Origin of the sequence: Phyllobacterium brassicacearum (genome assembly GCF_003010955.1) — a bacterium.
GTDB classification, from domain to species: Bacteria; Pseudomonadota; Alphaproteobacteria; order Rhizobiales; family Rhizobiaceae; genus Phyllobacterium; species Phyllobacterium brassicacearum.
On record NZ_PGGO01000005.1, the window covers coordinates 70,417 to 93,352 of the forward strand.

Annotated in this window: 24 protein-coding genes; 20 read left to right on the forward strand and 4 right to left on the reverse strand. The window is 55.3% G+C overall.

All coding sequences use genetic code 11. From position 1 onward, the window contains the following. Window positions 1-144 precede the first annotated feature (144 nt). From CU102_RS07925 to CU102_RS07950, 6 genes are all read left to right on the forward strand, one after another. On the forward strand, window positions 145-477 hold the full coding sequence (locus CU102_RS07925; RefSeq protein WP_106710573.1) for a phasin family protein: 333 nt from the start codon (window positions 145-147) through the stop codon (window positions 475-477). Between the two features lie 199 nt (window positions 478-676). Continuing rightward, window positions 677-1,030: an ATP-dependent Clp protease adapter ClpS gene (clpS, locus tag CU102_RS07930; protein ID WP_106710781.1), complete on the forward strand. Its 354-nt coding sequence runs from the start codon at window positions 677-679 to the stop codon at window positions 1,028-1,030. A gap of 6 nt (window positions 1,031-1,036) precedes the next feature. Further along, window positions 1,037-3,505 (forward strand): ATP-dependent Clp protease ATP-binding subunit ClpA, encoded by a 2,469-nt coding sequence (gene clpA, locus CU102_RS07935; RefSeq protein WP_106710574.1) that lies wholly within the window; start codon window positions 1,037-1,039, stop codon window positions 3,503-3,505. Window positions 3,506-3,571: 66 nt separating this feature from the next. Beyond that, on the forward strand, window positions 3,572-4,330 hold the full coding sequence (locus tag CU102_RS07940) for an AzlC family ABC transporter permease (protein WP_106710575.1): 759 nt from the start codon (window positions 3,572-3,574) through the stop codon (window positions 4,328-4,330). Continuing rightward, window positions 4,327-4,677: an AzlD domain-containing protein gene (locus tag CU102_RS07945; protein ID WP_106710576.1), complete on the forward strand. Its 351-nt coding sequence runs from the start codon at window positions 4,327-4,329 to the stop codon at window positions 4,675-4,677. The genes CU102_RS07940 and CU102_RS07945 overlap by 4 nt, the downstream gene beginning before the upstream one ends. A 78-nt stretch (window positions 4,678-4,755) precedes the next feature. Then, window positions 4,756-5,682, forward strand: coding sequence for a phosphatase PAP2 family protein (locus CU102_RS07950; RefSeq protein ID WP_106710577.1), 927 nt, complete (start codon window positions 4,756-4,758; stop codon window positions 5,680-5,682). On the opposite strand, the gene CU102_RS07955 is transcribed toward CU102_RS07950, so the two are convergent. From CU102_RS07955 to CU102_RS07970, 4 genes are all read right to left on the reverse strand, one after another. Beyond that, entirely contained in the window at window positions 5,679-6,113 is a 435-nt protein-coding gene (locus CU102_RS07955; RefSeq protein ID WP_106710578.1) for an HIT family protein, read from the reverse strand. The two genes, CU102_RS07950 and CU102_RS07955, sit on opposite strands and share 4 nt — an antisense overlap. 80 nt (window positions 6,114-6,193) lie before the next feature. Beyond that, window positions 6,194-7,387: a GNAT family N-acetyltransferase gene (locus tag CU102_RS07960; RefSeq protein WP_425351534.1), complete on the reverse strand. Its 1,194-nt coding sequence runs from the start codon at window positions 7,385-7,387 to the stop codon at window positions 6,194-6,196. Between the two features lie 106 nt (window positions 7,388-7,493). Next, complete coding sequence (locus CU102_RS07965; RefSeq protein WP_106710580.1) at window positions 7,494-8,213, reverse strand: glycerophosphodiester phosphodiesterase family protein; 720 nt, start codon at window positions 8,211-8,213, stop codon at window positions 7,494-7,496. Between the two features lie 2 nt (window positions 8,214-8,215). Next, window positions 8,216-8,680, reverse strand: coding sequence for a RidA family protein (locus CU102_RS07970; RefSeq protein WP_106710581.1), 465 nt, complete (start codon window positions 8,678-8,680; stop codon window positions 8,216-8,218). A 120-nt stretch (window positions 8,681-8,800) separates the two neighbouring features. On the opposite strand from CU102_RS07970, the gene CU102_RS07975 reads away from it, so the two are divergent. The 14 genes from CU102_RS07975 (at window position 8,801) to lpxB (ending at window position 22,934) form a co-directional block, all read left to right on the forward strand. Next, entirely contained in the window at window positions 8,801-9,625 is an 825-nt protein-coding gene (locus tag CU102_RS07975; RefSeq protein WP_106710782.1) for a cell envelope integrity EipB family protein, read from the forward strand. Window positions 9,626-9,823: 198 nt separating this feature from the next. Beyond that, window positions 9,824-10,618, forward strand: a complete 795-nt coding sequence (gene rpsB, locus CU102_RS07980) for a 30S ribosomal protein S2 (RefSeq protein WP_106710582.1) — start codon at window positions 9,824-9,826, stop codon at window positions 10,616-10,618. Between the two features lie 117 nt (window positions 10,619-10,735). Continuing rightward, window positions 10,736-11,659, forward strand: coding sequence for a translation elongation factor Ts (tsf, locus tag CU102_RS07985; RefSeq protein WP_106710583.1), 924 nt, complete (start codon window positions 10,736-10,738; stop codon window positions 11,657-11,659). A gap of 99 nt (window positions 11,660-11,758) precedes the next feature. Then, window positions 11,759-12,481, forward strand: a complete 723-nt coding sequence (gene pyrH, locus CU102_RS07990) for a UMP kinase (RefSeq protein ID WP_106710584.1) — start codon at window positions 11,759-11,761, stop codon at window positions 12,479-12,481. 45 nt (window positions 12,482-12,526) lie between these two features. Further along, on the forward strand, window positions 12,527-13,087 hold the full coding sequence (gene frr / locus CU102_RS07995; RefSeq protein ID WP_106710585.1) for a ribosome recycling factor: 561 nt from the start codon (window positions 12,527-12,529) through the stop codon (window positions 13,085-13,087). 44 nt (window positions 13,088-13,131) lie between these two features. Further along, window positions 13,132-13,851 carry an isoprenyl transferase gene (locus tag CU102_RS08000; protein ID WP_106710586.1) on the forward strand — a complete coding sequence of 240 codons (720 nt, stop codon included), beginning with the start codon at window positions 13,132-13,134 and terminating at the stop codon, window positions 13,849-13,851. Then, window positions 13,848-14,675: a phosphatidate cytidylyltransferase gene (locus tag CU102_RS08005; protein WP_106710587.1), complete on the forward strand. Its 828-nt coding sequence runs from the start codon at window positions 13,848-13,850 to the stop codon at window positions 14,673-14,675. Before CU102_RS08000 ends, CU102_RS08005 begins: the two co-directional genes overlap by 4 nt. A 52-nt stretch (window positions 14,676-14,727) precedes the next feature. Continuing rightward, window positions 14,728-15,867 (forward strand): RIP metalloprotease RseP, encoded by a 1,140-nt coding sequence (gene rseP, locus CU102_RS08010; protein ID WP_106710588.1) that lies wholly within the window; start codon window positions 14,728-14,730, stop codon window positions 15,865-15,867. Between the two features lie 229 nt (window positions 15,868-16,096). After that, window positions 16,097-18,466 (forward strand): outer membrane protein assembly factor BamA, encoded by a 2,370-nt coding sequence (gene bamA, locus CU102_RS08015; protein ID WP_106710589.1) that lies wholly within the window; start codon window positions 16,097-16,099, stop codon window positions 18,464-18,466. 53 nt (window positions 18,467-18,519) lie between these two features. Next, window positions 18,520-19,575, forward strand: coding sequence for a UDP-3-O-(3-hydroxymyristoyl)glucosamine N-acyltransferase (lpxD, locus tag CU102_RS08020; protein ID WP_106710590.1), 1,056 nt, complete (start codon window positions 18,520-18,522; stop codon window positions 19,573-19,575). Then, window positions 19,568-20,053 carry a 3-hydroxyacyl-ACP dehydratase FabZ gene (gene fabZ, locus CU102_RS08025; protein ID WP_106710591.1) on the forward strand — a complete coding sequence of 162 codons (486 nt, stop codon included), beginning with the start codon at window positions 19,568-19,570 and terminating at the stop codon, window positions 20,051-20,053. Before lpxD ends, fabZ begins: the two co-directional genes overlap by 8 nt. Then, window positions 20,053-20,886 (forward strand): acyl-ACP--UDP-N-acetylglucosamine O-acyltransferase, encoded by an 834-nt coding sequence (lpxA, locus tag CU102_RS08030; protein ID WP_106710592.1) that lies wholly within the window; start codon window positions 20,053-20,055, stop codon window positions 20,884-20,886. Before fabZ ends, lpxA begins: the two co-directional genes overlap by 1 nt. Then, window positions 20,870-21,772: an LpxI family protein gene (locus CU102_RS08035; RefSeq protein ID WP_106710783.1), complete on the forward strand. Its 903-nt coding sequence runs from the start codon at window positions 20,870-20,872 to the stop codon at window positions 21,770-21,772. The genes lpxA and CU102_RS08035 overlap by 17 nt, the downstream gene beginning before the upstream one ends. Then, entirely contained in the window at window positions 21,759-22,934 is a 1,176-nt protein-coding gene (lpxB, locus tag CU102_RS08040) for a lipid-A-disaccharide synthase (protein ID WP_106710593.1), read from the forward strand. The genes CU102_RS08035 and lpxB overlap by 14 nt, the downstream gene beginning before the upstream one ends. Window positions 22,935-22,936 lie beyond the last annotated feature (2 nt).

Here is a 22,936-nt window from a genome sequence, read left to right on the forward strand (position 1 = left end):
TTATGGTAACCGGAGCGTTCATGATTTCCGGGGTGTTTTGTTTAATATTTATATAATTGCTGCATTGCACAAAAAGTTTGACATTTTGTGCAGTGCACACTAAATGACGTCAACCCAAGAATTCAACCCGTGGAAGGATCCATAATGGCAACTCCATTCGAAACTCTGAATGATTCCAGCAAGGAATTCGTCAACAGTGCAATCAAGAGCGTTTCAGCCCTTTCTCAGGGATTGCAAACCATTGCGAACGAGGCTGCCGACTATTCGAAGAAGTCGTTCGAAGAGGGGACAGCCCTGATTGAAAAGCTCGCTTCGACCAAGTCACCTGAACAGGCATTCGAGACTCACAATGCGTTCTCGAAGAAGGCTTACGAGACATTTGTTGCTCAGGCCACCAAGTTTGGCGAGCTCTACGCAGACCTGGCTAAAGAGGCATATAAGCCCTATGAAGCCGTGGTAGCGAAGGTTGCCAAGTAAGGGCAACGCTTCTCTGAGTGCTTTCAAAAGTCCGGTTGCCCCCGCAACCGGACTTTTTTTATTTCGCGGTGCCAATTGTGACTGTGCAACCGCAACTTGATATTGCAAGCTTCGGGAGAGGGCTTAAAATTGGGTTGTTGCGACCTACATAGAATGCAGCGAGCGACACATAACTATCAGGATGCGGGTATCGGATGAGATGAAGCGGTTGTCACCCATCATGCAAGACGAGGACAAGGGTAACGGCAACGGTCCCGGCCGGGGAACGGCTGTCATTACCCGGACGAAACCCAAACTCAAAAAACCCAGCCTTTATCGCGTGTTGCTTCTCAATGACGATTACACTCCCATGGAATTCGTCATTCATGTTCTGGAACGGTTTTTCCAGAAGAACAGAGAAGACGCTACACGCATAATGCTTCATGTGCATAATCATGGAGTAGGAGAATGTGGTGTCTTTACCTATGAGGTCGCGGAGTCCAAGATGACACAAGTCATGGACTATGCGCGGCAAAACCAACATCCGCTGCAATGCGTGATGGAGAAAAAGTGAGGTTTCATGCCATCTTTCTCACCTAGTCTGGAGCGGGCCCTCCATCAGGCGCTGACCATCGCGAACGAGCATCATCATGAGTATGCGACGCTGGAGCATTTGCTCCTCGCACTCATCGATGATCAGGACGCGAGCAGTGTCATGCGCGCCTGCAATGTCGATCTCGCTCAGCTGACGCGCACGGTGACCGACTATGTCGATCATGAATTGGACAACCTCGTAACTGGTTACGACGAGGATTCGAAGCCGACCGCTGCTTTTCAGCGTGTCATTCAGCGTGCAGTCATTCACGTTCAATCCTCCAATCGCGAAGAAGTAACCGGCGCAAATGTCCTCGTTGCCATTTTCGCCGAGCGGGAAAGCCACGCGGCGTTCTTCCTGCAGGAGCAGCAGATGACCCGCTATGACGCGGTCAATTATATTTCTCACGGCATTTCGAAGCGCCCGGGCGCTTCGGAACCGCGTACGCCGCTTGGGACCGAGAGCAATAGCGAAGACAATCATGTTTCCGAGTCTGACGAAGGCGCCAAGAAGAAGCAGGATGCGTTGACGGCCTATTGCAACAATCTCAACGATCGTGCGAAGGCCGGGAAGATCGATCCGCTGATCGGGCGCGATCAGGAGATCAACCGTACGATTCAGATCTTGTGCCGGCGTTCCAAGAACAATCCGCTTTATGTGGGTGATCCTGGCGTCGGCAAAACGGCCATCGCCGAAGGGCTCGCCAAGCGTATTGTCGAAGGCAAAGTTCCAAATGTCCTGCACGATGCGACCGTATTCTCCCTGGATATGGGAACATTGCTCGCCGGAACGCGCTATCGTGGTGACTTCGAGGAGCGTCTGAAGCAGGTTATCAAGGAACTCGAAGAGTATCCGGGTGCGATCCTGTTCATTGATGAAATCCACACAATCATCGGCGCCGGCGCCACTTCCGGTGGGGCAATGGATGCATCCAACCTGCTGAAACCTGCTCTGTCATCAGGGTCAATTCGTTGCATTGGTTCAACGACTTACAAGGAGTTCCGTCAGTTCTTCGAGAAGGACAGGGCACTTGTACGCCGGTTCCAGAAAATCGATGTCAACGAACCGTCGATCCCCGACGCGATCGAGATCATGAAGGGGTTGCGGCCGTATTTCGAGGACTTCCACAAGGTCAAATATACCGTTGAGGCAATCAAATCGGCCGTGGAACTGTCTGCGCGCTACATCAACGACCGCAAGCTGCCGGACAAGGCAATCGATGTGATTGACGAGACAGGCGCCAGTCAGATGTTGCTGCCCGAAGGCAAGCGCAAGAAGTCGATTGGTGTGAAGGAAATCGAGGCGACGATCGCCACGATGGCCAGAATTCCGCCGAAGACCGTTTCGAAGGATGATGAAGCTGTCCTGTCCAATCTTGAAGCGGAGCTGAAGCGCGTTGTTTACGGTCAGGACCTCGCAATTGAAGCGCTTTCGTCTTCGATCAAGCTGGCGCGTGCCGGATTGCGCGAACCAGAGAAGCCGATCGGCTCTTACCTGTTCTCCGGCCCGACCGGCGTCGGCAAGACCGAGGTTGCGAAGCAATTGGCGGCGTCGCTCGGCGTGGAGCTCCTGCGTTTCGACATGTCCGAATATATGGAGCGTCATACGGTCTCGCGACTGCTCGGCGCACCTCCCGGCTATGTTGGTTTCGACCAGGGCGGTCTCCTGACTGATGGCGTTGACCAGCATCCGCATTGCGTCCTGCTACTCGACGAAATCGAGAAGGCACATCCGGATCTGTTCAACATCCTTTTGCAGGTCATGGACCATGGCAAGCTGACGGATCACAATGGCAAGCAAATCGACTTCCGTAATGTCATCCTGATCATGACGACCAATGCCGGCGCCTCTGACATGGCGAGAGCGGCAATTGGTTTCGGCTCATCCCGGCGCGAAGGCGACGATATGGAAGCGATAAACCGGCTGTTCACGCCGGAATTCCGTAACCGTCTCGACGCGATCATTCCATTCGGTGCGCTGCCGGTTCCGGTGATCCATCAGGTCGTGCAGAAGTTTGTCATCCAGCTTGAGGCACAGCTTGCCGATCGTGGCGTGACATTCGATCTGCAGCAGGATGCGATCGCCTGGCTGGCGGAGAAGGGCTATGACGACCGGATGGGCGCTCGCCCGCTGGCGCGTGTCATTCAGGAATACATCAAGAAGCCGCTCGCCGACGAAGTTCTGTTCGGCAAGCTGAAGAAGGGCGGAACGGTTCGTGTTTCTGTTGCAACGAAACCTGATGGTTCTCAGGGGCTCGTTCTCGACTACGTCGCCGATGAAGTGGTGGTGAAGCCGAAGAAGGAAATCCCCGTCGAAAAGAAACCGGTTGCGAGGAAAAAGCCAGCGCCGAAGAAGCCTATACTCGAAAAGGCTGGTGCCGACTCCGTGGTTAGCGGCCAGGCCACTCCACTATCGCGCAAGGCCTCCGTGCCAAAGGTACCACGCAAGAAATAGACAAAAGGCCGCCCTCGGGCGGCCTTTTTCTTGCTGGCCAACGCCCTTCCGTTTATCGCTGGAATTATGGCTGATTCCGAATTTCCTTTCCCCCAATCGGATGCTGAAGACCTGAGAACCAAGTTCTCGTGGTTTCTGTCTGGCGCATCGATGATCTTCAGCATCCCAGCGTTGATACTCATGACCGCGCATGTTGGGTTCGCCGGGTTTGCAAGTGAAAACGGCGTGTCGCTCCTTCAGGCAACCTTCATGGTTGCAACAATCTGGGCTCTTCCCGCCAATATCGTACTGATCGGAGCGATTTCAGGCGGATATTCCCTATTCGGGGCGGCCATTGCTGTTGCATTGTCGTCCATTCGCCTCATGCCGATGGTCGCGGCCTTTGTGCCGGAAATGCGTGGGCCAAAGACGCGGAAATTCACATTGCTGTTCTTGTCGCACTTCATCGCCGTCACGGCGTGGGTTATCGGGATGGAGCGCCTGCAACACGTTCCGCGTAATATGCGAACCACCTATTTTGCCGGATTGGGTGTTACGTTGACATCCACCAATACGCTTGTTGTTGCGATCGTTTACTATCTGTCGACGGATTTTCCGCCGATTGTCTTCGCCGCATTGTTTTTCCTCACACCAATGTACTTTCTGGCCTCGCTATGGGGCTCGGCACGGGACCGTTCAATCCATGTGGCGATGATTTCGGGATTGCTGCTTTTCCCGCTGATTCACTATCTGGCACCGGCCTACGATCTTCTCTTGACCGGACTGGCAGGCGGATTGGTGACGCTGGCATACGTGCGCTGGCAGCAGGCAAGGCAGCACCCATGACCTGGCAAAGCATAACGGAATGGTGGTGGCCCTATCTTTTCATTTTGTTGGCGGGATGGTTGCCGACCGACATCTGGCGTTTCATTGGCGTGTTGATTGGCGGCCGGGTGCGGGAGGATTCGGAGGCGCTGATCATCGTACGGGCAGTAGCGACTGCGCTTGTGGCAGGTGTCATCGCCCAGCTCATCCTTTATCCAAGCGGATCGTTGGCCGAGTCATCTGTGATCCTGCGCATCGGCGCTGCTGTGGCCGGCTTTGCGGCCTATCTCTGCCTCGGCCAGCGCGTCATCGTGGGTGTCCTGGTTGCAGAGGTCATCCTGATCAGCGGGCTCAGTCTCAACTTTTAGCTAAAGATTAAGCCAATCGCTTAACGTGATTCACATTCATGCCCGATAGGTTTCCGCTAACATACTCGGGAGCGGTCGATGAGATCCGATGTTCAGACATTCTGCAAAGTGGCCATAATCATTGGAATATTGGCGATTGACGTAACCTGGATCGCTTTGACGGACTTTCGCTTCGAGGGTCAAAGCGTATTGAAGGTCATTGCGGCCTCCGCGTTTTGTGGTCTTGTGGCTTACACCTACAGGACTTGGCGACCGATGCGAGCCTTCGAGCTGGTGTGCACGGAAACGGCCGTCCTTCTCGCCTTTACTGCTGCCGCCGCACCCTTGAGCTATCTTGTCACGTCACTCGCTCGCCCCCTGATTGACGCACAGCTGATTGGGTTCGACGCCGCCCTCGGCTTTGATTGGTCTGCTTATGTCGGCTACTTCAGCGAACGGCCACTGTTAGGCATGATATGCTCGGTCATCTATCTTACGACGCTCGCACAAGTGGCCCTAGCAGTTATCGTTCTTGGTCTTATGGGCAAGACTGAACGCACGCAGCAGTTTGTGTCCGCTGTCATGCTCGGCGCACTGGTATGTATCGTGGTGTCAGGGATATGGCCGTCAGCAGGAGCACTGGCAACGACGAGACCGCCGGATTCTTTCTGGGGAAGCCATCATCCAGTCGTGGATCTAGCCTACAAGCAGACATTCTTCGATTTAAGATCTGGCGCCGAGCGGTTCATATCCTTGGATAAAATGAAGGGGATGATCGCGTTTCCATCTTATCATGGAACGCTTTCGGCCCTCCTGATCCTCGCTTTCTTCCGGGTCGGTCACTGGTTCTGGCCCGTGCTGGTGCTGAACGCGCTTATCCTCATGGCCACGCCAGTCGAAGGTGGACATCATCTGGTAGACGTCATCGGCGGCATCGCTGTTGCTGGTGGAAGCTGGTATTTTGCCGGTTTGTTCTACAGGCCACGCATTTCAAGATCGCGGCAGCTTATCGAGATTCCGGCCTAGCCGAGCTCCGACAGGGCCTGCCTGATCTTTTCGGCATTCGCGGCCAGCACAGCCTGATCTTCCATCTGGCCGGTATGCGGCTTGATGGCGATGCCCTCAAAGCGCGGAATGATGTGGAAGTGCAGATGGAACACTGTCTGCCCGGAGGCTGGCTCATTGAACTGCATGACCGTTACGCCATCTGCATCGTAGGCTCTCTTGACGGCCCGAGCCAACTTCTGTGTCGTGGCGATCACAGCTGCAAGGTTCTCTGGCTCGGCATCGAGGATATTTCGACATGAAGATTTGGTGATGACAAGGCAGTGGCCTTTGCCTTGGGGCATCACGTCCATGAAGGCGTAGGTATCGGCATCTTCATAAAGCTTGTGAGAGGGGATTTCTCCGCGCAGAATCTTTGCGAACACATTATTGTCGTCATAGGGCTGGGTCATGTTGCACCTGTCGATTCTGGAAACTGGAGCCGATGTTTGCCGTGGCTGGCAATGCAGTCAAGCTTGCGCACGTGAAGCATTCAATGTTCTGTTTTTTTGAAGGGAGCATGGTGGTTCAGGACCTCGCTCATCAAAGCCACGTCCGTACGCTCACGCTTCAGAAAATCATTGATCGCGCGGCGCAGACCTTCATGAGCGATGTAATGGACCGAATTGGTCGTCACCGGCATATAGCCCCGTGCGAGCTTGTGCTCGCCCTGGGCGCCGGCCTCAACAATCCGCAGCTTCCTCTCGATAGCGAAGTCGATGGCCTGATGATAGCAGACTTCGAAATGCAGAAAGCGGTGATCCTCGATGCAGCCCCAGTGCCTGCCAAAGAGGCGATCCGAACCAATAAAATTGATCGCACCTGCGATGTAGTGTCCGCCACGCCGCGCCATCACCAGCATGATGTCATCAGGCATGCGTTCCCCGATCAGGCCGTAAAACTCGCGATTGAGGTACGGCCGGCCCCATTTGCGACTGCCGGTGTCCATATAGAAAGCAAAAAATTCGTCCCAGATCTTTGTCGTGATCTGATCGCCCGTCAGGCGATCGATCGTGATGTCATTGCTCAGGGCTTCCCGTCGTTCACGTCTCAGCGCTTTGCGCTTGCGCGAAGCGAGTGTCTCAAGGAAATCATCGTAGCTTTCATAGCCCTCGTTGATGAAATGAAACTGCTGATCGATCCGATGCAAAAATCCGGCATCGATGAAGGCCGGGAGATCGTCATCGTTGACGAAGGTAGAGTGTGCCGATGAAATTCCGAGTTGATTAGTCAGCTGGCGCAGTCCATTGGCAAGAGCAATTCTGGCGACGCTGCCGTTCCAGGCGCGGTTGACCAAGAGCCGCGGGCCAGTCGCTGGAGTGAACGGAATGCTGGCCTGTAGTTTTGGGTAATAACGTCCGCCTGCGCGCTCGAATGCGTCGGCCCAGCCATGATCAAAGACGTATTCGCCCTGGCTGTGGCTTTTCAGATAGCATGGGATGGCTCCGATCAACGTGTCACTATCATCTTCCAGCCGCAAAAATTGCGGAAGCCAACCCGCCTTGCGAGCGACGCAGCCAGAATCTTCGAGCGATGACAGGAAGGCATGCGACAGGAACGGATTGTAATTGGGCGCATTGCGCGTCGTTCCGCAAAGCAGCGACCATTCTTCCTGCGTGAATGCACCAACGCCATCGCAAACACGCAAGGTGAAATCGCCTCGATCAGCATTCTGCATCGTTGAAATTGACTTCCTGACTGTGGCAGCCGGATGGAGGCCGGCCGCGCAACCTAACATGTAAGCTAGGCATTCCACCTTGCGTTACAAGAGGCAGTGTGGGCCGGCCGGAAATTCAGGTAGCTCCCGGATCAAATCCTTCGAAGGTGATCTGGTCGACATGTCTGTCACTGATCAACTTGTCGTCAAAATTTCGTACAGTCCAAGAGATGACGGGCAAGCCAAGCTTGCCACGAACGAATTCGACAAAGCGGTTCTCAAGATGATGAACGTTGTAGGATACAAAATCGATCCCGTAGGCCAACATGGCGAAATGCGCTTCCAGTTCCTCGTCGCGGAGGCCCTCGGCAGTTAAACCGGCAGGTATGCCGGGCGCATCCTTGCCGAATAGGCGGATCAGGTGGTGATCGAAGGACATAATTGCGGCCAAGCCATCATAGCCGGCGAGGTCATCGGCAACGGCCTTGACCAGTCCGTCATCCCGTCCAGGCATACCCTTCAGTTCAATGACGATCGGAACGCGGCCGCCAATTAATCTCAGGGTTTCCGTTAGGGTCGGCACATGATCGTTCGTGCCACCGACCCGCAAATTTGCCGCCTGGGCCGCAGTCAACTTATCGATGCTGCCGGCTTGGCCGGTCAGGCGGTCCAGTTGGCCGTCATGAAATACCACTGCCTTGCCGTCTGCAGAGAGATGCACGTCGCATTCGATGGCGAAGCCCGCATCCGCCGCTGCGTCAAAGGCGGATAGCGTGTTCTCCCAGCGTAGCCTGTTGAGATCGTGCAAACCGCGATGGGCAATCGGAACGCTCTTCAACCAGTCGATTGACGCCATAATCAGCGCACCTCGATGATTGCTTCGATTTCGACTGGCGCGTTCAAGGGCAGGGCGGCAGTGCCAACGGCCGCGCGTGCATGGCGGCCCGTATCACCCAACACCGCAACCAGGAGATCCGAGGCACCATTGGCGACAAGATGCTGCTCTGTAAAGTCCGGTGTCGAAGCGACGAACACCGTAATTTTCACGATGCGTGCAATTTTCTCGAGGTCTCCAAGCGCGGCCTTCGCCTGGGCCAGAATATTGATCGCGCATGCTTTCGCCGCTTCCTGGCCCTGTGCGACATTCAGCTCAGCGCCCAAAAGCCCGGTATGGACGAGTTTTCCGTCTGCCAAGGGCAATTGTCCTGACGTCAAAAGCAACGACCCGGTCTGGATGAATGGCACATAATTTGCTGCCGGAGCGGCGGCCACGGGAAGCGTTATGCCGAGCTCCTGAAGACGTGTTTCAATGGTGCTGCTCATGGGGTCTGTGTCCTTATGTTTTCGGAATCGTACGCGATTGTGAAAGAAGTTGCGATTTTTGCCTCGCTTCCGCCAAGAGTTTTTTTAATATGCGCATTCGAATGTTGGAGAATCTTGTCAATGCGCGTTTTACCTGTCCTCATTTTCACGCTCGGCACCTTGGGTTTTGCCGGTTCAACAATGGCGTACGCCGCCGGAACCGCAACCCTTGTTCCGCACCGCGCGATATACGATCTGAAACTGGACAGTGCGCAGGACAGTAGCGGAATTACAGGACTCACTGGCCGCATGGTCTATGAATTCAACGGCTCAGACTGTGAAGGCTATACGACGAATTTCCGTTTCGTTACCCGCGTGGACATGGAAGAGCAGCCGCAACGCGTAACTGATCAACAGACGACAACATTCGAATCGGGCGATGGCGGCAAGTTCCGTTTCGTCAACAAGACATTCGTTGACCAGAGCTTGACGAAGGAAGTGCGCGGGGATGCGGCCTTGTCCAAGGACAAGACGGAAATATCGCTGACGAAACCGGAAGCGACCAAGGAAAACCTCGAACTGTCACAGTTCCCGACGCGTCATATGCAGCAACTGATCGAGAAAGCGCTTGCCGGTGAGGTTTTCTACCAGACGAAACTGTTCGATGGTTCGGAAGATGCCGATAAGGTGATGGCAACGACCGTTGTCATAGGCAAATCGGCAGTCGCCGATGCAGACGAAGAAATCAAGAATATGGGCCCGCTTGCCAAGGAAAGCACGTGGCCGGTTTCGATCGCTTATTTCGATGAAAGTGAAAAGGCTGAAGGTCTGCCGAGCTACCGGATCAATTTCAAAATGTATCGCAATGGCGTCACACGCGACCTGAAAATGGATTACGGCGATTTCTCCATGACGGGCAAGCTTGTCAACCTGCAGCTCTTTGACATGCCAAAATGCAAGAAATGACCGCGTCGTCGTGTGATCGACGTTCAAATTGGCGTTTTGTTGCCGACACACTTGCGTTTGTCGTGATTATCCATTAACAGCCGCAGCATTCCACACACGGGCTTTGGGTTGATATCGGGAGAAATCCGATATGGCCTCCGGTGGCGGGTTCTCCCGCCTCATGTCCGTGGAGGTTAAACCGGAAAAGGAAAATAAGAGATGGCATTGCCTGATTTCAGCATGCGTCAGCTCCTTGAAGCTGGCGTTCACTTCGGCCACCAGACACATCGCTGGAACCCGAAAATGGCACCGTACATTTACGGTGACCGCAACAACATTCACATTCTTGACCTGGCCCAGACCTATCCGCTGCTCAACACGGCTCTGAAGAAGGTTTCGGACACCGTAGCCCGTGGCGGCCGCGTTCTGTTCGTTGGCACCAAACGTCAGGCTTCGGACATCATCGCCGATGCGGCAACGCGTTCGGCCCAGTACTACGTCAATGCACGCTGGCTCGGCGGCATGATGACCAACTGGAAGACGATTTCGAACTCCATTCAGCGTCTGCGCAAGCTCGACGAACTTCTTTCCGGCGAGGCACAGGGCTTCACCAAGAAGGAACGCCTGAACCTCGATCGTGAACGCGAGAAGCTCAACCGCGCTCTCGGTGGTATCAAGAACATGGGTTCGATCCCGGACCTCATCTTCATCATTGATACCAACAAGGAAGCGATCGCCATCCAGGAAGCCAAGCGTCTTGGTATTCCGGTTGTCGCGGTTATCGATTCGAACTGCGACCCTGACCAGATCGATTTCCCGATTCCGGGCAATGACGATGCGTCCCGCGCGATTTCGCTTTATTGCGATCTGGTTGCCAAGGCAGCTCTCGACGGTATTGCACGCCAGCAGGGTTCGCTGGGCATCGATCTCGGCGCCCAGGAGGACGCTCCTGCCGAGCCAGCTCTCGAGGCTCCGGCTGAAGCTCCTGTACAGGAAGGTGAAGCCTCCGCTTGAGGCTTCATACACCCGTCTTATCGGGTGATTAAAAACACAATGATTGGCGCATAACGCGCCGCAAAGTTGGCATGCTGGTTACTCCAGTATGCCTTCGCTTTGAGAAGAGGCGATACAATGAGCATTTCTGCATCACAGGTAAAAGAACTCCGCGACCTTACCGGCGCCGGCATGATGGACTGCAAGGCAGCCCTGGCTGAAACCAATGGCGACATGGAAGCTGCCGTTGACTGGTTGCGTAAGAAGGGCATCTCCAAGGCCGACAAGAAGGCCGGTCGCACGGCTGCTGAAGGCCTCGTTGGCGTTGCTTCCAACGGCACCAAGTCCGTCGTGGTTGAAGTCAACTCCGAGACAGACTTCGTTGCCCGCAACGACGCCTTCCAGGACATTGTTCGCAATGTTGCCAATGTGGCACTGACGACCGACGGCTCGACCGCTGCCGTTGCCGCAGCAACCTATCCGTCGACCGGCAAGTCCGTTGTCGACACGATCAAGGACGCCGTTGGCACGATCGGTGAAAACCTGTCGTTCCGCCGTTCGGCTGCACTGTCGGTCAATCAGGGTGTTGTTGCAACGTATATCCACAATGGTGTTTCCGATGGGCTTGGTAAACTCGGCGTGCTGGTTGCGATCGAGACAACGGGCAATGCTGACGCCGCGCAGGCGTTTGGCCGCCAGGTCGCAATGCACGTAGCTGCGACCAATCCGCTCGCTCTGACTTCGGGCGAAGTTGATCCGGCTGCAGTCGAGCGTGAGAAGGCGATCTTCGCTGATCAGGCCCGCCAGTCTGGCAAGCCAGAGAATATCATCGAGAAAATGGTCGATGGCCGTATGCGCAAATTCTACGAGGAAGTTGTGCTTCTCTCGCAGGCGTTCGTCATCAACCCTGATCTGAGCGTCGAAGCCGCGCTCAAGGATGCAGAGAAGACGATCGGTGCTCCGGCCAAGATCACAGCATTCGTGCGGTTCGCTCTGGGCGAGGGCATCGAGAAGGAAGAAAGCGACTTTGCAGCAGAAGTTGCTGCAGCTGTGAAGAAGTAATCTTACACGACTGAAATCAAAGGGCATCGCGTGACAACGTGATGCCCTTCGTGTATCCGGAATTTGCGACGAACTTGCAACGATGATGAGGGAGGTTCCATGGCTGGTACGGCTGTTTATAAACGCGTTCTGCTCAAGGCCTCCGGTGAAGCTCTCATGGGCGATCAGGGCTTCGGTATCGATGTTGCGGTCGCGGACCGCATTGCCGCTGATATCGCAGAGGCAAGAGCGCTTGGTGTAGAAGTTGGTGTCGTCATCGGCGGAGGTAATATCTTCCGCGGCGTTGCAGTAGCCTCGAAGGGGGGCGACCGGGTCACGGGTGACCATATGGGCATGCTCGCGACAGTCATCAATTCTCTTGCACTGCGCACGTCACTTGTGAAAATCGGTATCGACACAGTCGTCCTGTCGGCTGTTGCAATGCCGGAACTATGTGAGACATTCTCGCAGCGACAGGCAACTGCCTACATGGACATGGGCAAGGTCGTAATCTTTGCGGGTGGTACCGGCAATCCGTTCTTTACCACCGACTCGGCTGCGGCCCTGCGTGCGGCCGAAATCGGTGCGGACGCGCTCTTCAAGGGAACTCAAGTGGATGGCATTTACTCCGCTGATCCCAAAAAAGACCCGAATGCAGTGAGATTCGACCACTTGAGCCACAAAGATGTGCTTGATCGCGGGCTCGCCGTGATGGATACAACTGCTGTAGCTCTTGCACGTGAGAACAATATCCCAATAATTGTCTATTCAATCCACGAAAAAGGTGGGTTTGCGGAAGTTCTGCAGGGAAAGGGACGCGCGACGGTCGTTTCTGACAGTTGAACGATCCTTACCGGTGAACCCGCCCAGAATATAGGAGCATTGAGTATGAGTGATGCACTCGATTTCAACGATCTGAAGCGTCGCATGGATGGTGCCATACAGGCCCTAAGGCATGAGCTGAATGGTCTGCGCACGGGTCGCGCTTCGGCGAGCCTGCTGGAGCCTATCACCGTGGAGGCATATGGTTCACAGATGCCGCTCAACCAGGTTGCTAATATCACTGTGCCTGAATCTCGCATGCTTGCAGTGTCTGTTTGGGACAAATCCATGGTCGGCAAAGTCGAACGCGCAATTCGGGACTCTGGGCTTGGCCTCAATCCAATCACCGACGGCAATAATCTGCGCATTCCATTGCCGGAACTGAACGAACAGCGCCGCAAGGAGCTTGTGAAAATCGCCCATCAATATGTTGAACATGCCAAGGTCGCCGCGCGTCATGTGCGCCGTGATGGCATGGACGAGTTGAAGAAGCTCGAAAAGGATGGCCAAATCAGCCAGGACGATAACCGCGTTCTGTCGGAGAAGGTGCAGAAGCTGACTGACGACACCATCGCTGAGATGGACAAGGTGGTTGCGGTCAAAGAAGCGGAAATCATGCAGGTCTAAGGGCTGACGGTTAGCCCGATTCTTTCCACTGGAGGTCCAAGCCCATGTCCAATCCGCGCCACATTGCCATCATCATGGATGGAAATGGCCGTTGGGCAAAGGCGAGGGGGTTGCCCCGTACCGCAGGTCACAAGGCGGGCGTTGAAGCATTGCGCGAAACGATCCGTGCAGCCGGCAATTTGGGTATCCCGTTTCTGACGCTGTTTGCGTTTTCGTCGGAAAATTGGTCGCGGCCGCGTTCGGAAGTCTCGGATTTGATGGGATTGCTGAAGCTTTTCATCAGGCGCGATCTTGCCGATCTGCATCGCGAGAATGTCCGGGTGCGCATCATAGGTGAGCGTGACGGTCTGGCAAAAGACATCCGGGGGCTATTGATCGAAGCAGAAACGCTTACGATGGGGAACACCGGTCTCACACTGGTAATCGCCTTCAATTACGGCTCGCGCAATGAAATCACGCGCGCGGTACAGCGCCTGATGGCCGACGTCACGTCAGGCGCGCTCACACACGACGATATTACTCCTGAGGCTATCTCGGCGCGGCTCGATACGGCGGACATTCCTGACCCGGACCTGATCATCCGCACGAGTGGCGAGATGCGGCTTTCCAATTTCCTGCTATGGCAGGCCGCCTATTCGGAGTTCATGTTCCTGGCCTGTTACTGGCCGGATTTCCGCCCCTCCCATCTGGTGGAGGCGATTGAAACGTTCCAGATGCGCGAGCGCCGGTTCGGCGGGGTAACAGCGCAGGAAATCGCTCTGTGATCTTGATCGGAACTGGTCTAACCAATCTTCACAAACGCATTCTCAGCGCGATCGTTCTCATAGCCATAGCTGTCGTCCTGACCTGGATTGGTGGTTTCGCATTCGGTATCCTGGCCTGCGCCATAGGTGTCAGCATATTGTACGAATGGCAACTCATCACAGCCGACCGGTCGACGTTAGTGACGCGCGGCATAGCGTGGGCCTGTCTCATCATCGTGTTGGCCGTTCTTCTCCTGTCGCAACACATTTTGTTGATGATCGGCATTCTCTTCGCCGGTGCGGTGCTCGTGGCCGCGCTTGGAGGCAGGGAGTTCGGCTACTGGCCAGCCTTCGGCTTGATCTATGCCGGGTTTCCTTCAATCGCATTGACGTTGTTGCGCGGCGATACCGGTGATGGTTTCGCGGCAATCCTGTTCCTTTTTGCCGTTGTCTGGGCGACAGACATTTTTGCCTATTTCAATGGGCGTGCACTTGGTGGGCCGAAACTGGCGCCGCGCTTTTCTCCAAACAAAACCTGGGCTGGGGCCCTTGGTGGTGCTGCGGCTGGAGTGGCGGCCGGCGTGACCTTTGCAGCATTTGTTGCTCCGGCCGGCGGCGTTCCCATTCCGCTTATCGCACTCTTGCTGTCAATCATTGCGCAGATTGGCGACCTTGGTGAATCGTGGGTGAAGCGCAGATTCGGTGTAAAGGATTCGAGCCAGCTCATTCCCGGTCACGGTGGCGTGATGGACCGGGTTGATGGCCTTGTAGCTGCAGCGGCATTGCTATACGTCATCGGTGCAATTCTGGTGACACCGGAAGCGCCTTACGACATTCTTTTCTAGACGGCTGAACGCGATTGGGTCGTTCGATTGTGTTTCGGGCCGGGAGGATACTTTGACGGATATGCTGCAATCCCTCTTCGGTACTCAAAGCGTGCTGATCGGTACAATCCTGCCATTTCTGATTGTTCTGACCGTCGTGGTGTTCGTTCATGAGATGGGGCACTATCTCGTCGGTCGTTGGTGCGGAATAGGCGTCAAAGCGTTCTCTGTGGGCTTTGGCCCCGAACTCATCGGCTTCAATGATCGGCATGGTACGCGCTGGAAGCTTTCAGCCATACCGCTGGGCGGCTATGTCAAGTTCGCCGGCGACGAGGGCGTGACGAGTTCGACTGCATCGCCAGCCGAATCGATGAGCGCGGAAGAACGGGCCGTCGCATTTCACACACAACCTGTTTGGAAACGCGCAGCTACCGTTTTTGCCGGCCCTGCGTTCAATATACTGCTGACGATCGCCATCTTTTCTGTGTTTTTTGCTCTCTATGGCAAGATGGTTGCCGATCCGATGGTTGCCGAAGTTCGCCCCGGTGGACCGGCTGCCGCGGCCGGCTTTCAACCCGGTGACCGCTTTCTCCGCGTAGATGGCGACAAGGTTGAAACTTTCTCCGATGTCCAACGCATCGTATCGTCGCGGGGTGGGGATCCCCTGGATTTCGTCGTGGAGCGCAACGGACAAGAAGTCAGACTGACCGCGACGCCCGAACTTACTGAGCAGCAAGACCCGCTCGGAAATACGATCAAGATCGCTGTGATTGGTGTCGTCAACAACCAGGAGATCGGCAATTTCCGCCGGATCGAATACGGGCCCATCGAATCAGTTACCCAGGCAGTGCGCGAAAGTGGCTTCATCATCGCACGCACGGGGCAGTTCTTTGGCCGCTTTTTTGCTGGCCGCGAGGACAAATGCCAGCTTGGCGGTCCAGTCAAGATCGCCACCATGGCAGGTCAGGCGGCCAGCCAGGGTGTCGACTGGCTGATTCAGCTGACCGCTATGCTGTCGATTGGCATCGGATTGCTCAACCTCTTTCCATTGCCTCCGCTTGATGGTGGCCACCTCGTCTTTTATGCCGCAGAAGCCGTCATTGGCAGGCCGGTCAAACCGGCGGTGCAGGAGATTTTCTTTCGCGCCGGATTCTTGCTGGTGCTGGGATTCATGGGCTTTGTTGTGTTTAACGACCTTTTTGCCTGCCGGTAACAACAATTAAACATTGATGAAAATTCGAGGCTTGGGCTGGCATAACGATATGATCTGTTTACTATAAGCCCTGAATGGCGTGGCATGGATGCCACGCTTTTGTGTGAAGTAAACAGATTTTAACCGTAAGCCTTGCGTGTATGTAAAAACCGGCTATGACGGTGTGCGAGTAAGTGCGAAGTCCGGGATCTCGCCCGGGGACAACGAGAAACAAAGGTTCAGAAGGCCTATGGCGGCAAGTTCAAAATTCGTTGGTGCAGCGTCGGCGCTCGCCATATCAGCGGCTCTTGTGAGTTCGGGTGCGATTGTCACGACGGTGGCCGCGGTGTCGGCCGCGCAAGCAGCAACAGTAAGCCGCATTGAAGTACGCGGAAACACGCGTGTGGATTCGCAGACAGTTCGCGATAACCTCGGCATCACACCCGGCAAGCCTTTTACCAATGCTGACATCGATGCGGCAACAAAGCGTCTGTTCAATACCGGTCTGTTTGGCGATGTACGCATCAGCCAGTCGGGTGGCACGCTGATCGTGCAGGTTTCTGAGCATCAGGTTGTCAATCAGGTCATTTTCCAGGGCAACAAGAAGATCAAGGACCCGCAACTGCAGAATACGGTGCAGCTGAAGCCGCGCGCTGCATTTGACCAGACGACTCTGGAAGCCGATACCGAAGCCGTCCGCGCTGCCTATCGCAATATCGGCCGCAGTGATGCGACTGTCACTTCGCGCACCATGGATCTGGGTGAAGGAAGAGTGAATGTTGTCTTCGATATCAATGAAGGTGACCGCACCAAGATCGCCAATATCAATTTCGTCGGTAACCAGGCCTTTGGTGATCGCCGTCTGAAGGACGTGATCTCGACCAAGCGCTCCAACCCGCTATCCTGGCTGACACGCAATGACGTCTACAGCGAGGACCGGCTGCGCGCCGATGAAGAAACGTTGCGCCGGTTCTATTACAACCGCGGTTACGCCGATTTCCGCGTGGTGTCGTCCACGGCCGACCTGGACCCGGCGACCAACGACTACACCATCACCATTACGGTTGAAGAAGGTGAAAAGTACAAGTTCGGCGGTGTGACGATCGAAAGCTCGGTTGAGGGTGTGGATACCTCGCAGCTGAACGGTCTGGTCGAGACTCGCGAAGGCGATACCTATAGCGCCAAGGAAGTCGAAGACTCGATCATCAAGGTGTCCGAGAAGGTTGCAGGTCAGGGTTATGCTTTCGCCAAGGTTGAGCCGCGTGGCGACCGCAACTTCGAGAACCATACGATTTCGGTGGTTTATGCGATCGATCAGGGGCCACGCGCCTATGTCGAGCGCATTGAGATCCGCGGTAATGAAAAGACTCGTGATTTTGTCATCCGTCGTGAATTCGACGTCAGCGAGGGCGACGCCTTCAATCAGGTGCTGATCCAGCGCGCCAAGCGCCGCCTTGAAAATCTGAACTTCTTCCAGACTGTCAATATTTCGACAGCCCCGGGTTCTCAGCCTGACCAGGTGATCCTTGTCGTTGATGTGATCGAGAAGTCGACTGGTGAATTCTCCATCGGTGGTGGTTATACGACCGGTGGCGAAACTCCGGGACCAACGGTGGAAGGTTCGATTACCGAGCGTAACTTCCTTGGTCGTGGCCAGTATGTTCGCCTTGCTGCCGGTGGTGGCCTTGATAACAACCGTTCCTATTCACTTTCGTTCACCGAGCCCTACTTCCTCGGTCAGCGTATTTCGGCCGGCTTTGATATCTACAAGCGTCAGTCGGGTGTTAGCGACAAGTATGAAACTGATTTGACAGGTGGAACGATTCGTTTCGGACTGCCGATTACCGAAGCTTTGACTGCCAGCATTGCATACAACCTCACGCAGGAAGAGTATGACATTGATGACGAAGCAAAGCTTCCGAATGGCGAACCGGATCCGACCGAGATCTCTCAAGCATATATCGATGCTTCTGAGGAAAGCCCATGGATCAAGTCGTCCATCAGTTGGGGTCTTACCTACAACACGATCGACGACACAAAGAATCCGCATGACGGTCTCTTTGGCAAGTTCTTCCAGGAATACGCCGGTATCGGTGGCGATGCCAACTTCTTGAAGACGACGTTCAAGGGCCAGTACTACAAGACGCTGTCTGAAGAAATGGACATCGTTGGTTTGATTGGCGTTGGCGCTGGCCATATCAGTGGCTTCGGCGATGAAGACCTGCGCGTATTCGATTTGTTCAAGAACAATACCGAAATGATCCGCGGCTTCAAATATGCCGGTATCGGTCCTCGAGATCTAACTGTTGAAGATAGCAAGGGTAGCTTCCTCGGCGGCACGACCTATTTCAGTGCGTCGACCGAAGCACAGTTCCCGATGCCTGTCATTCCTGAAAGCCTTGGCATTCGTGGTGCATTTTTTGCAGACGCCGCCACGCTTTACGGGAACGATCTGCCGGAAGCATCAAACACAGATATGGAGTGGCGCGCGTCGGTCGGCGCAAGTATCATGTGGGCATCACCGTTCGGGCCCCTGCGCTTCGACTATGCTCAGCCGGTCGTGAAAGAAGAAGGTGATCAGGTCCAGAATTTCAACTTCGGTATATCGAGCAAATTCTGATAGATTGCTGACCTCCCGGGGGAGCAAGTTTCCCCGGGGGAGAAAGTTAGTCGATGGCCGATCCGATCTTTTATGAGCCACTGCTGAACGTGACTATTGGTCAGATCGCCGGTCTGACCAATGGCGTTCTTGTGGACAGTTCTCTGGCAAACCGGCCGGTGTCGCGGCTGTCGGCGCTCTCCGATGCAGGGCCCGATGCGCTTGTGTTCATCGAAGGCAAGAAACACGCGCAAGACATTGGAGGGTTGAAGGCCGCGGGCGTGCTTTGCACTGACGAGATTAAAGAAAACGTCCCCAAGAATGTCGCGATTATCGTGACCCGTCACCCGCAACAGGATTTTGCTGCGATCGGCCGAGCGCTCTATCCAAATGCTGTCAACGCGCATTTGTGGAGCGGACATAGCGGCATCTCCGACCACGCGATTGTTCATCCCACGGCCGAGATTGAAGAGGGCGTGACGATTGAACCCGGCGCAATCATCGGAAGCAATGTATCGATAGGATCGGGGACCGTGATTGCCGCCAATGTCGTTATCGGCAACGGCTGCAAGATTGGCCGCGACTGCTATGTCGCTCCCAATTCTTCCGTACAATACGCATTCTTGGGAAATCGCGTCCTGTTGCATCCTGGTGTCCGGATCGGACAGGATGGTTTCGGTTATGTTCCTGGCAGAGCTGGTCTGGATAAGATGCCTCAGCTTGGCCGCGTCATTATTCAGGACAACGTGGAAATTGGGGCCAATACGACAGTCGATCGTGGTGCCTTGGCTGACACGATCATCGGCGAAGGCACAAAAATCGATAATCTCGTACAAATTGCCCACAATGTACGGATCGGGCGCCATTGCGTTATTGCTGCGCAATGTGGCATTTCGGGCAGTGTAGTTCTTGGCGATATGACGATGCTCGGGGGAAGCGTCGGCATCAAAGATCATGTCAACATCGGATCACGCGTCGAAATCGCTGCAGCGAGCGGTGTTATGAACGATATTCCGGATGGCGAAAGGTGGGCTGGTGCGCCTGCGCAGCCATTCAAGCAATGGTTCCGTGAGATCGCCAGTGTTCGTGCGATGACCCGAACCAAGAAGGAGAGTAGTGCAGATGAGTGACAATGTGCAGCCGGACAGCCTCGGCGTCGCGGACATCCAGAAAATTCTGGCGAACCTGCCACATCGCTATCCCTTCCTCCTCATCGATCGTATCGTTGACATTGATCGTGATGTCTCGGCAACCGGCATCAAGAACGTCAGCATCAATGAGCCGCATTTTGCTGGGCATTTTCCTGAATTGCCGATCATGCCAGGTGTGCTGATCATCGAAGCCATGGCGCAGACTGCCGGAGCGATTGTTCTGTTCCACAATGGTAGCGGCAAGCCCGGCAAGGTCTTTTTCATGACCATTGACAATGCTAAATTCAGGAAGCCTGTCGTGCCAGGCGATCAATTGAAGCTGCGCGTGACAAAGCTGAAACAACGCGGCAACGTTCACAAGTATAGTTGCGTAGCCGAAGTTGACGGCGTCAAGGTTGCAGAGGCCGAAGTCGCTGCGATGGTCAGCTTTCCTGACGAAGATGAGACCGGGGCCTGATGTCCGATTCCAGAATTCACCCGACATCCATCATAGAACAGGGCGCACGTATCGGGGACAGAGTAAATATTGGCCCGTTCTGCCACATTGGATCTGAAGCCGTAATTGGCGATGATGTCGAACTCATAAGTCACGTCGTCGTGATGGGCCGGACAATAGTCGGCAATGGCTCTAAAGTCTATCCTAATGCTGTTCTTGGTGGCGATCCGCAAAACACCAAGCACAAGGGTGGCCATACGACCTTGGTGATTGGCAAGAATTGCGTGATCCGCGAAGGCGTGACCATGCATCGTGGAACCGATGGCAGCCTCGGTATAACAACGGTTGGCGATAATTGCATGTTCCTTGCATATGCCCACGTGGCTCATGACTGCGTTATCGGCGATAATGTCACGTTCTCCAACAATGTGATGATTGGCGGCCACGTGTCCATCGGCAACAATGTCATTATCGGTGGTGGCGCCGGCATTCATCAGTTCGTACGTGTCGGTCATCATGCCTTCATCGGTGGGCTCGCCGCCTTGGCGAGTGATCTTGTGCCTTATGGTATGGCGATTGGTAATCACGCCTATCTGGGTGGGCTCAATATCATTGGCATGAAACGTTCTGGCATGGCGCGTCCGGAAATTCATAATCTCCGCCATGCTGTTCGCATGTTGTTTGACCGGACAAAGTCGATCAAAAGTCGTGCAGATGATGTGCGCGCGGCATTTCCGGAGTCTGCCGCCGTGGCGGACCTGATCGATTTCATTACCACTGATACCAAGCGTGCCTATTGCACGCCGCCACTCGATTCCGCAATCGAGATCAGTGACAGTGACGACAACAGCTAAGACATCGCCGAATGTGACTGCGCCCGCGACGATCGCGGGCCGCACTGCGGTTGTCGCGGGAAATGGGCTGCTGCCAGTTGCTGTGGCTGAAAGCCTGCGCAAGCAGGGCGGCGATCCGCTGATCGTCGCGATCAAGGGTGAAGCGGAGCCAGCTCTCTATGAGGGTGGGCATGCCGAAATCTCCATTGTTGAGCTCGGCGGTCTTGTCAAGATCCTCAAAGCCGAAGGCATCTCCAACGTCGTCCTCGCCGGCGGTATTCGTCACAGGCCCGAGTTCCGCGCCGCGCTAAGGCCGGGTAATGGCAATCTCGTTGCGCTCTATCGCTTTCTGCGCGCTTTCAGGCTCGGTGACGATGGCCTCTTGCGCGCTGTGATTGCAACCATCGAATCCTATGGTTTTCGCGTCCTCGGTGCTCACGAGATCGTGCCAGACATCCTCGCTCCTTCTCCAGGGACACTGACCCGCAAACGAGCCGACAAGGAAAGCGTTGCGGATATGCATGCTGCACGCGAAGCCGCGATCACGATTGGGGCGCTTGACATCGGCCAGGCCGCGATTGCGGTCGGCAGGCGCGTTGTCGCACTTGAAGGTGTCGAAGGCACCGATGCGATGTTGCAACGTGTGGCAGAGCTTCGCGTGGCCAAACGTATCAATCGCAAGGGTGGCGTCCTCGTCAAGTGCGCGAAGCCACAGCAGGAAGTGCGCGCTGACCTGCCTGCCATTGGCGTCAGTACAGTCGAGAACGCGCTTAAGGCTGGACTCAGAGGCATCGCCATTGAGGCGGGGCGTACGTTGATCCTTGGCTACGAAGAGACTGTAGCTGCCGCTAACGCGGCGGGCCTGTTCATCGAGACGTTCGAGCAGAGAGGGTCTGATGGCGACTGAGAGACCATTGCGCCTCGCGATTGTCACTGGCGAAGAGTCTGGCGATCTTCTGGGCGCCGACCTGGTTCAAGCGCTGCGGTATCGGTACCCGGGTGACGTAACTTTGACCGGTGTTGGAGGGGAGCACCTTTCTGCGCTCGGGCTCAACAGTCTGTTTGACCAGCACGAAATTGCGCTTGTCGGATTGAGCGCAATCGTGCGCAAACTGCCGCAGCTTGTTCGCCGTATTTCGCAGCTCTCAAGTGCAATCATCGCCGATAAGCCCGACTGTCTCGTGATTATCGATAGTCCTGATTTCACGCATCGCGTGGCTCGCAAGGTGAGAGCGGCTGCTCCAACCATTCCCATCATCAACTATATCAGCCCGTCCGTTTGGGCGTGGCGGCCGGAACGCGCCAAGGCCATGCGAGCTTACGTCGACCACGTCTTGGCGATCTTGCCGTTTGAAGTGCAGACGCTGAAGGACCTCGATGGCCCGCCTGCAACCTATGTCGGACACAGGCTTGTTTCGCATGCACCGCTTCTCGAAGCAGCGAAACTCAATCGCGCACGCGATGCATCCTTGGGCGAGCGGGAAGAAAAACAGCTCGTGGTTCTGCCAGGATCCCGACGATCGGAAATCACAAGCCTTTCCGGTCCATTCGGCGAGACCATTGATCTTTTGGCGAGCCGCGGCAACCGGATCAAGGTGACCTTGCCCACATTACCAAAGGTCGAACCTCTCGTCAGGCAGTTGACGGCTGGCTGGCAAGTGCAACCGCGGATTGTCGTCGGCGAAACGGAGAGATTGCGAGCCTTTGCCAATGCCGATGCCGCGCTCGCCGCGTCAGGGACCGTATCGTTGGAGCTGGCGCTTGCCCGGATACCCACAGTCCTGTCTTACAAGCCGGATTGGCTGGCTCGTACCTTTCTGGCGCAGCGCATCAAAATCTGGAGTGCAGCGCTGCCGAACATCATCGCGGACGAACCTGTCGTACCGGAGTACTTCAACCAGTTTGTGCGTGCGGGTCCGCTAGCGCGTCAGCTCGAACAGCTGCTCGTTCCTGGCCTCAGGCGCAGCGCCCAGCTGGAAAGTTTCGACAAGATTGCAAGTGTCATGCAGACCGATCGGCCCGCTGGCGAAATTGCTGCTGAAAAGGTTTTGGAACTGGCCAAAAAATAACA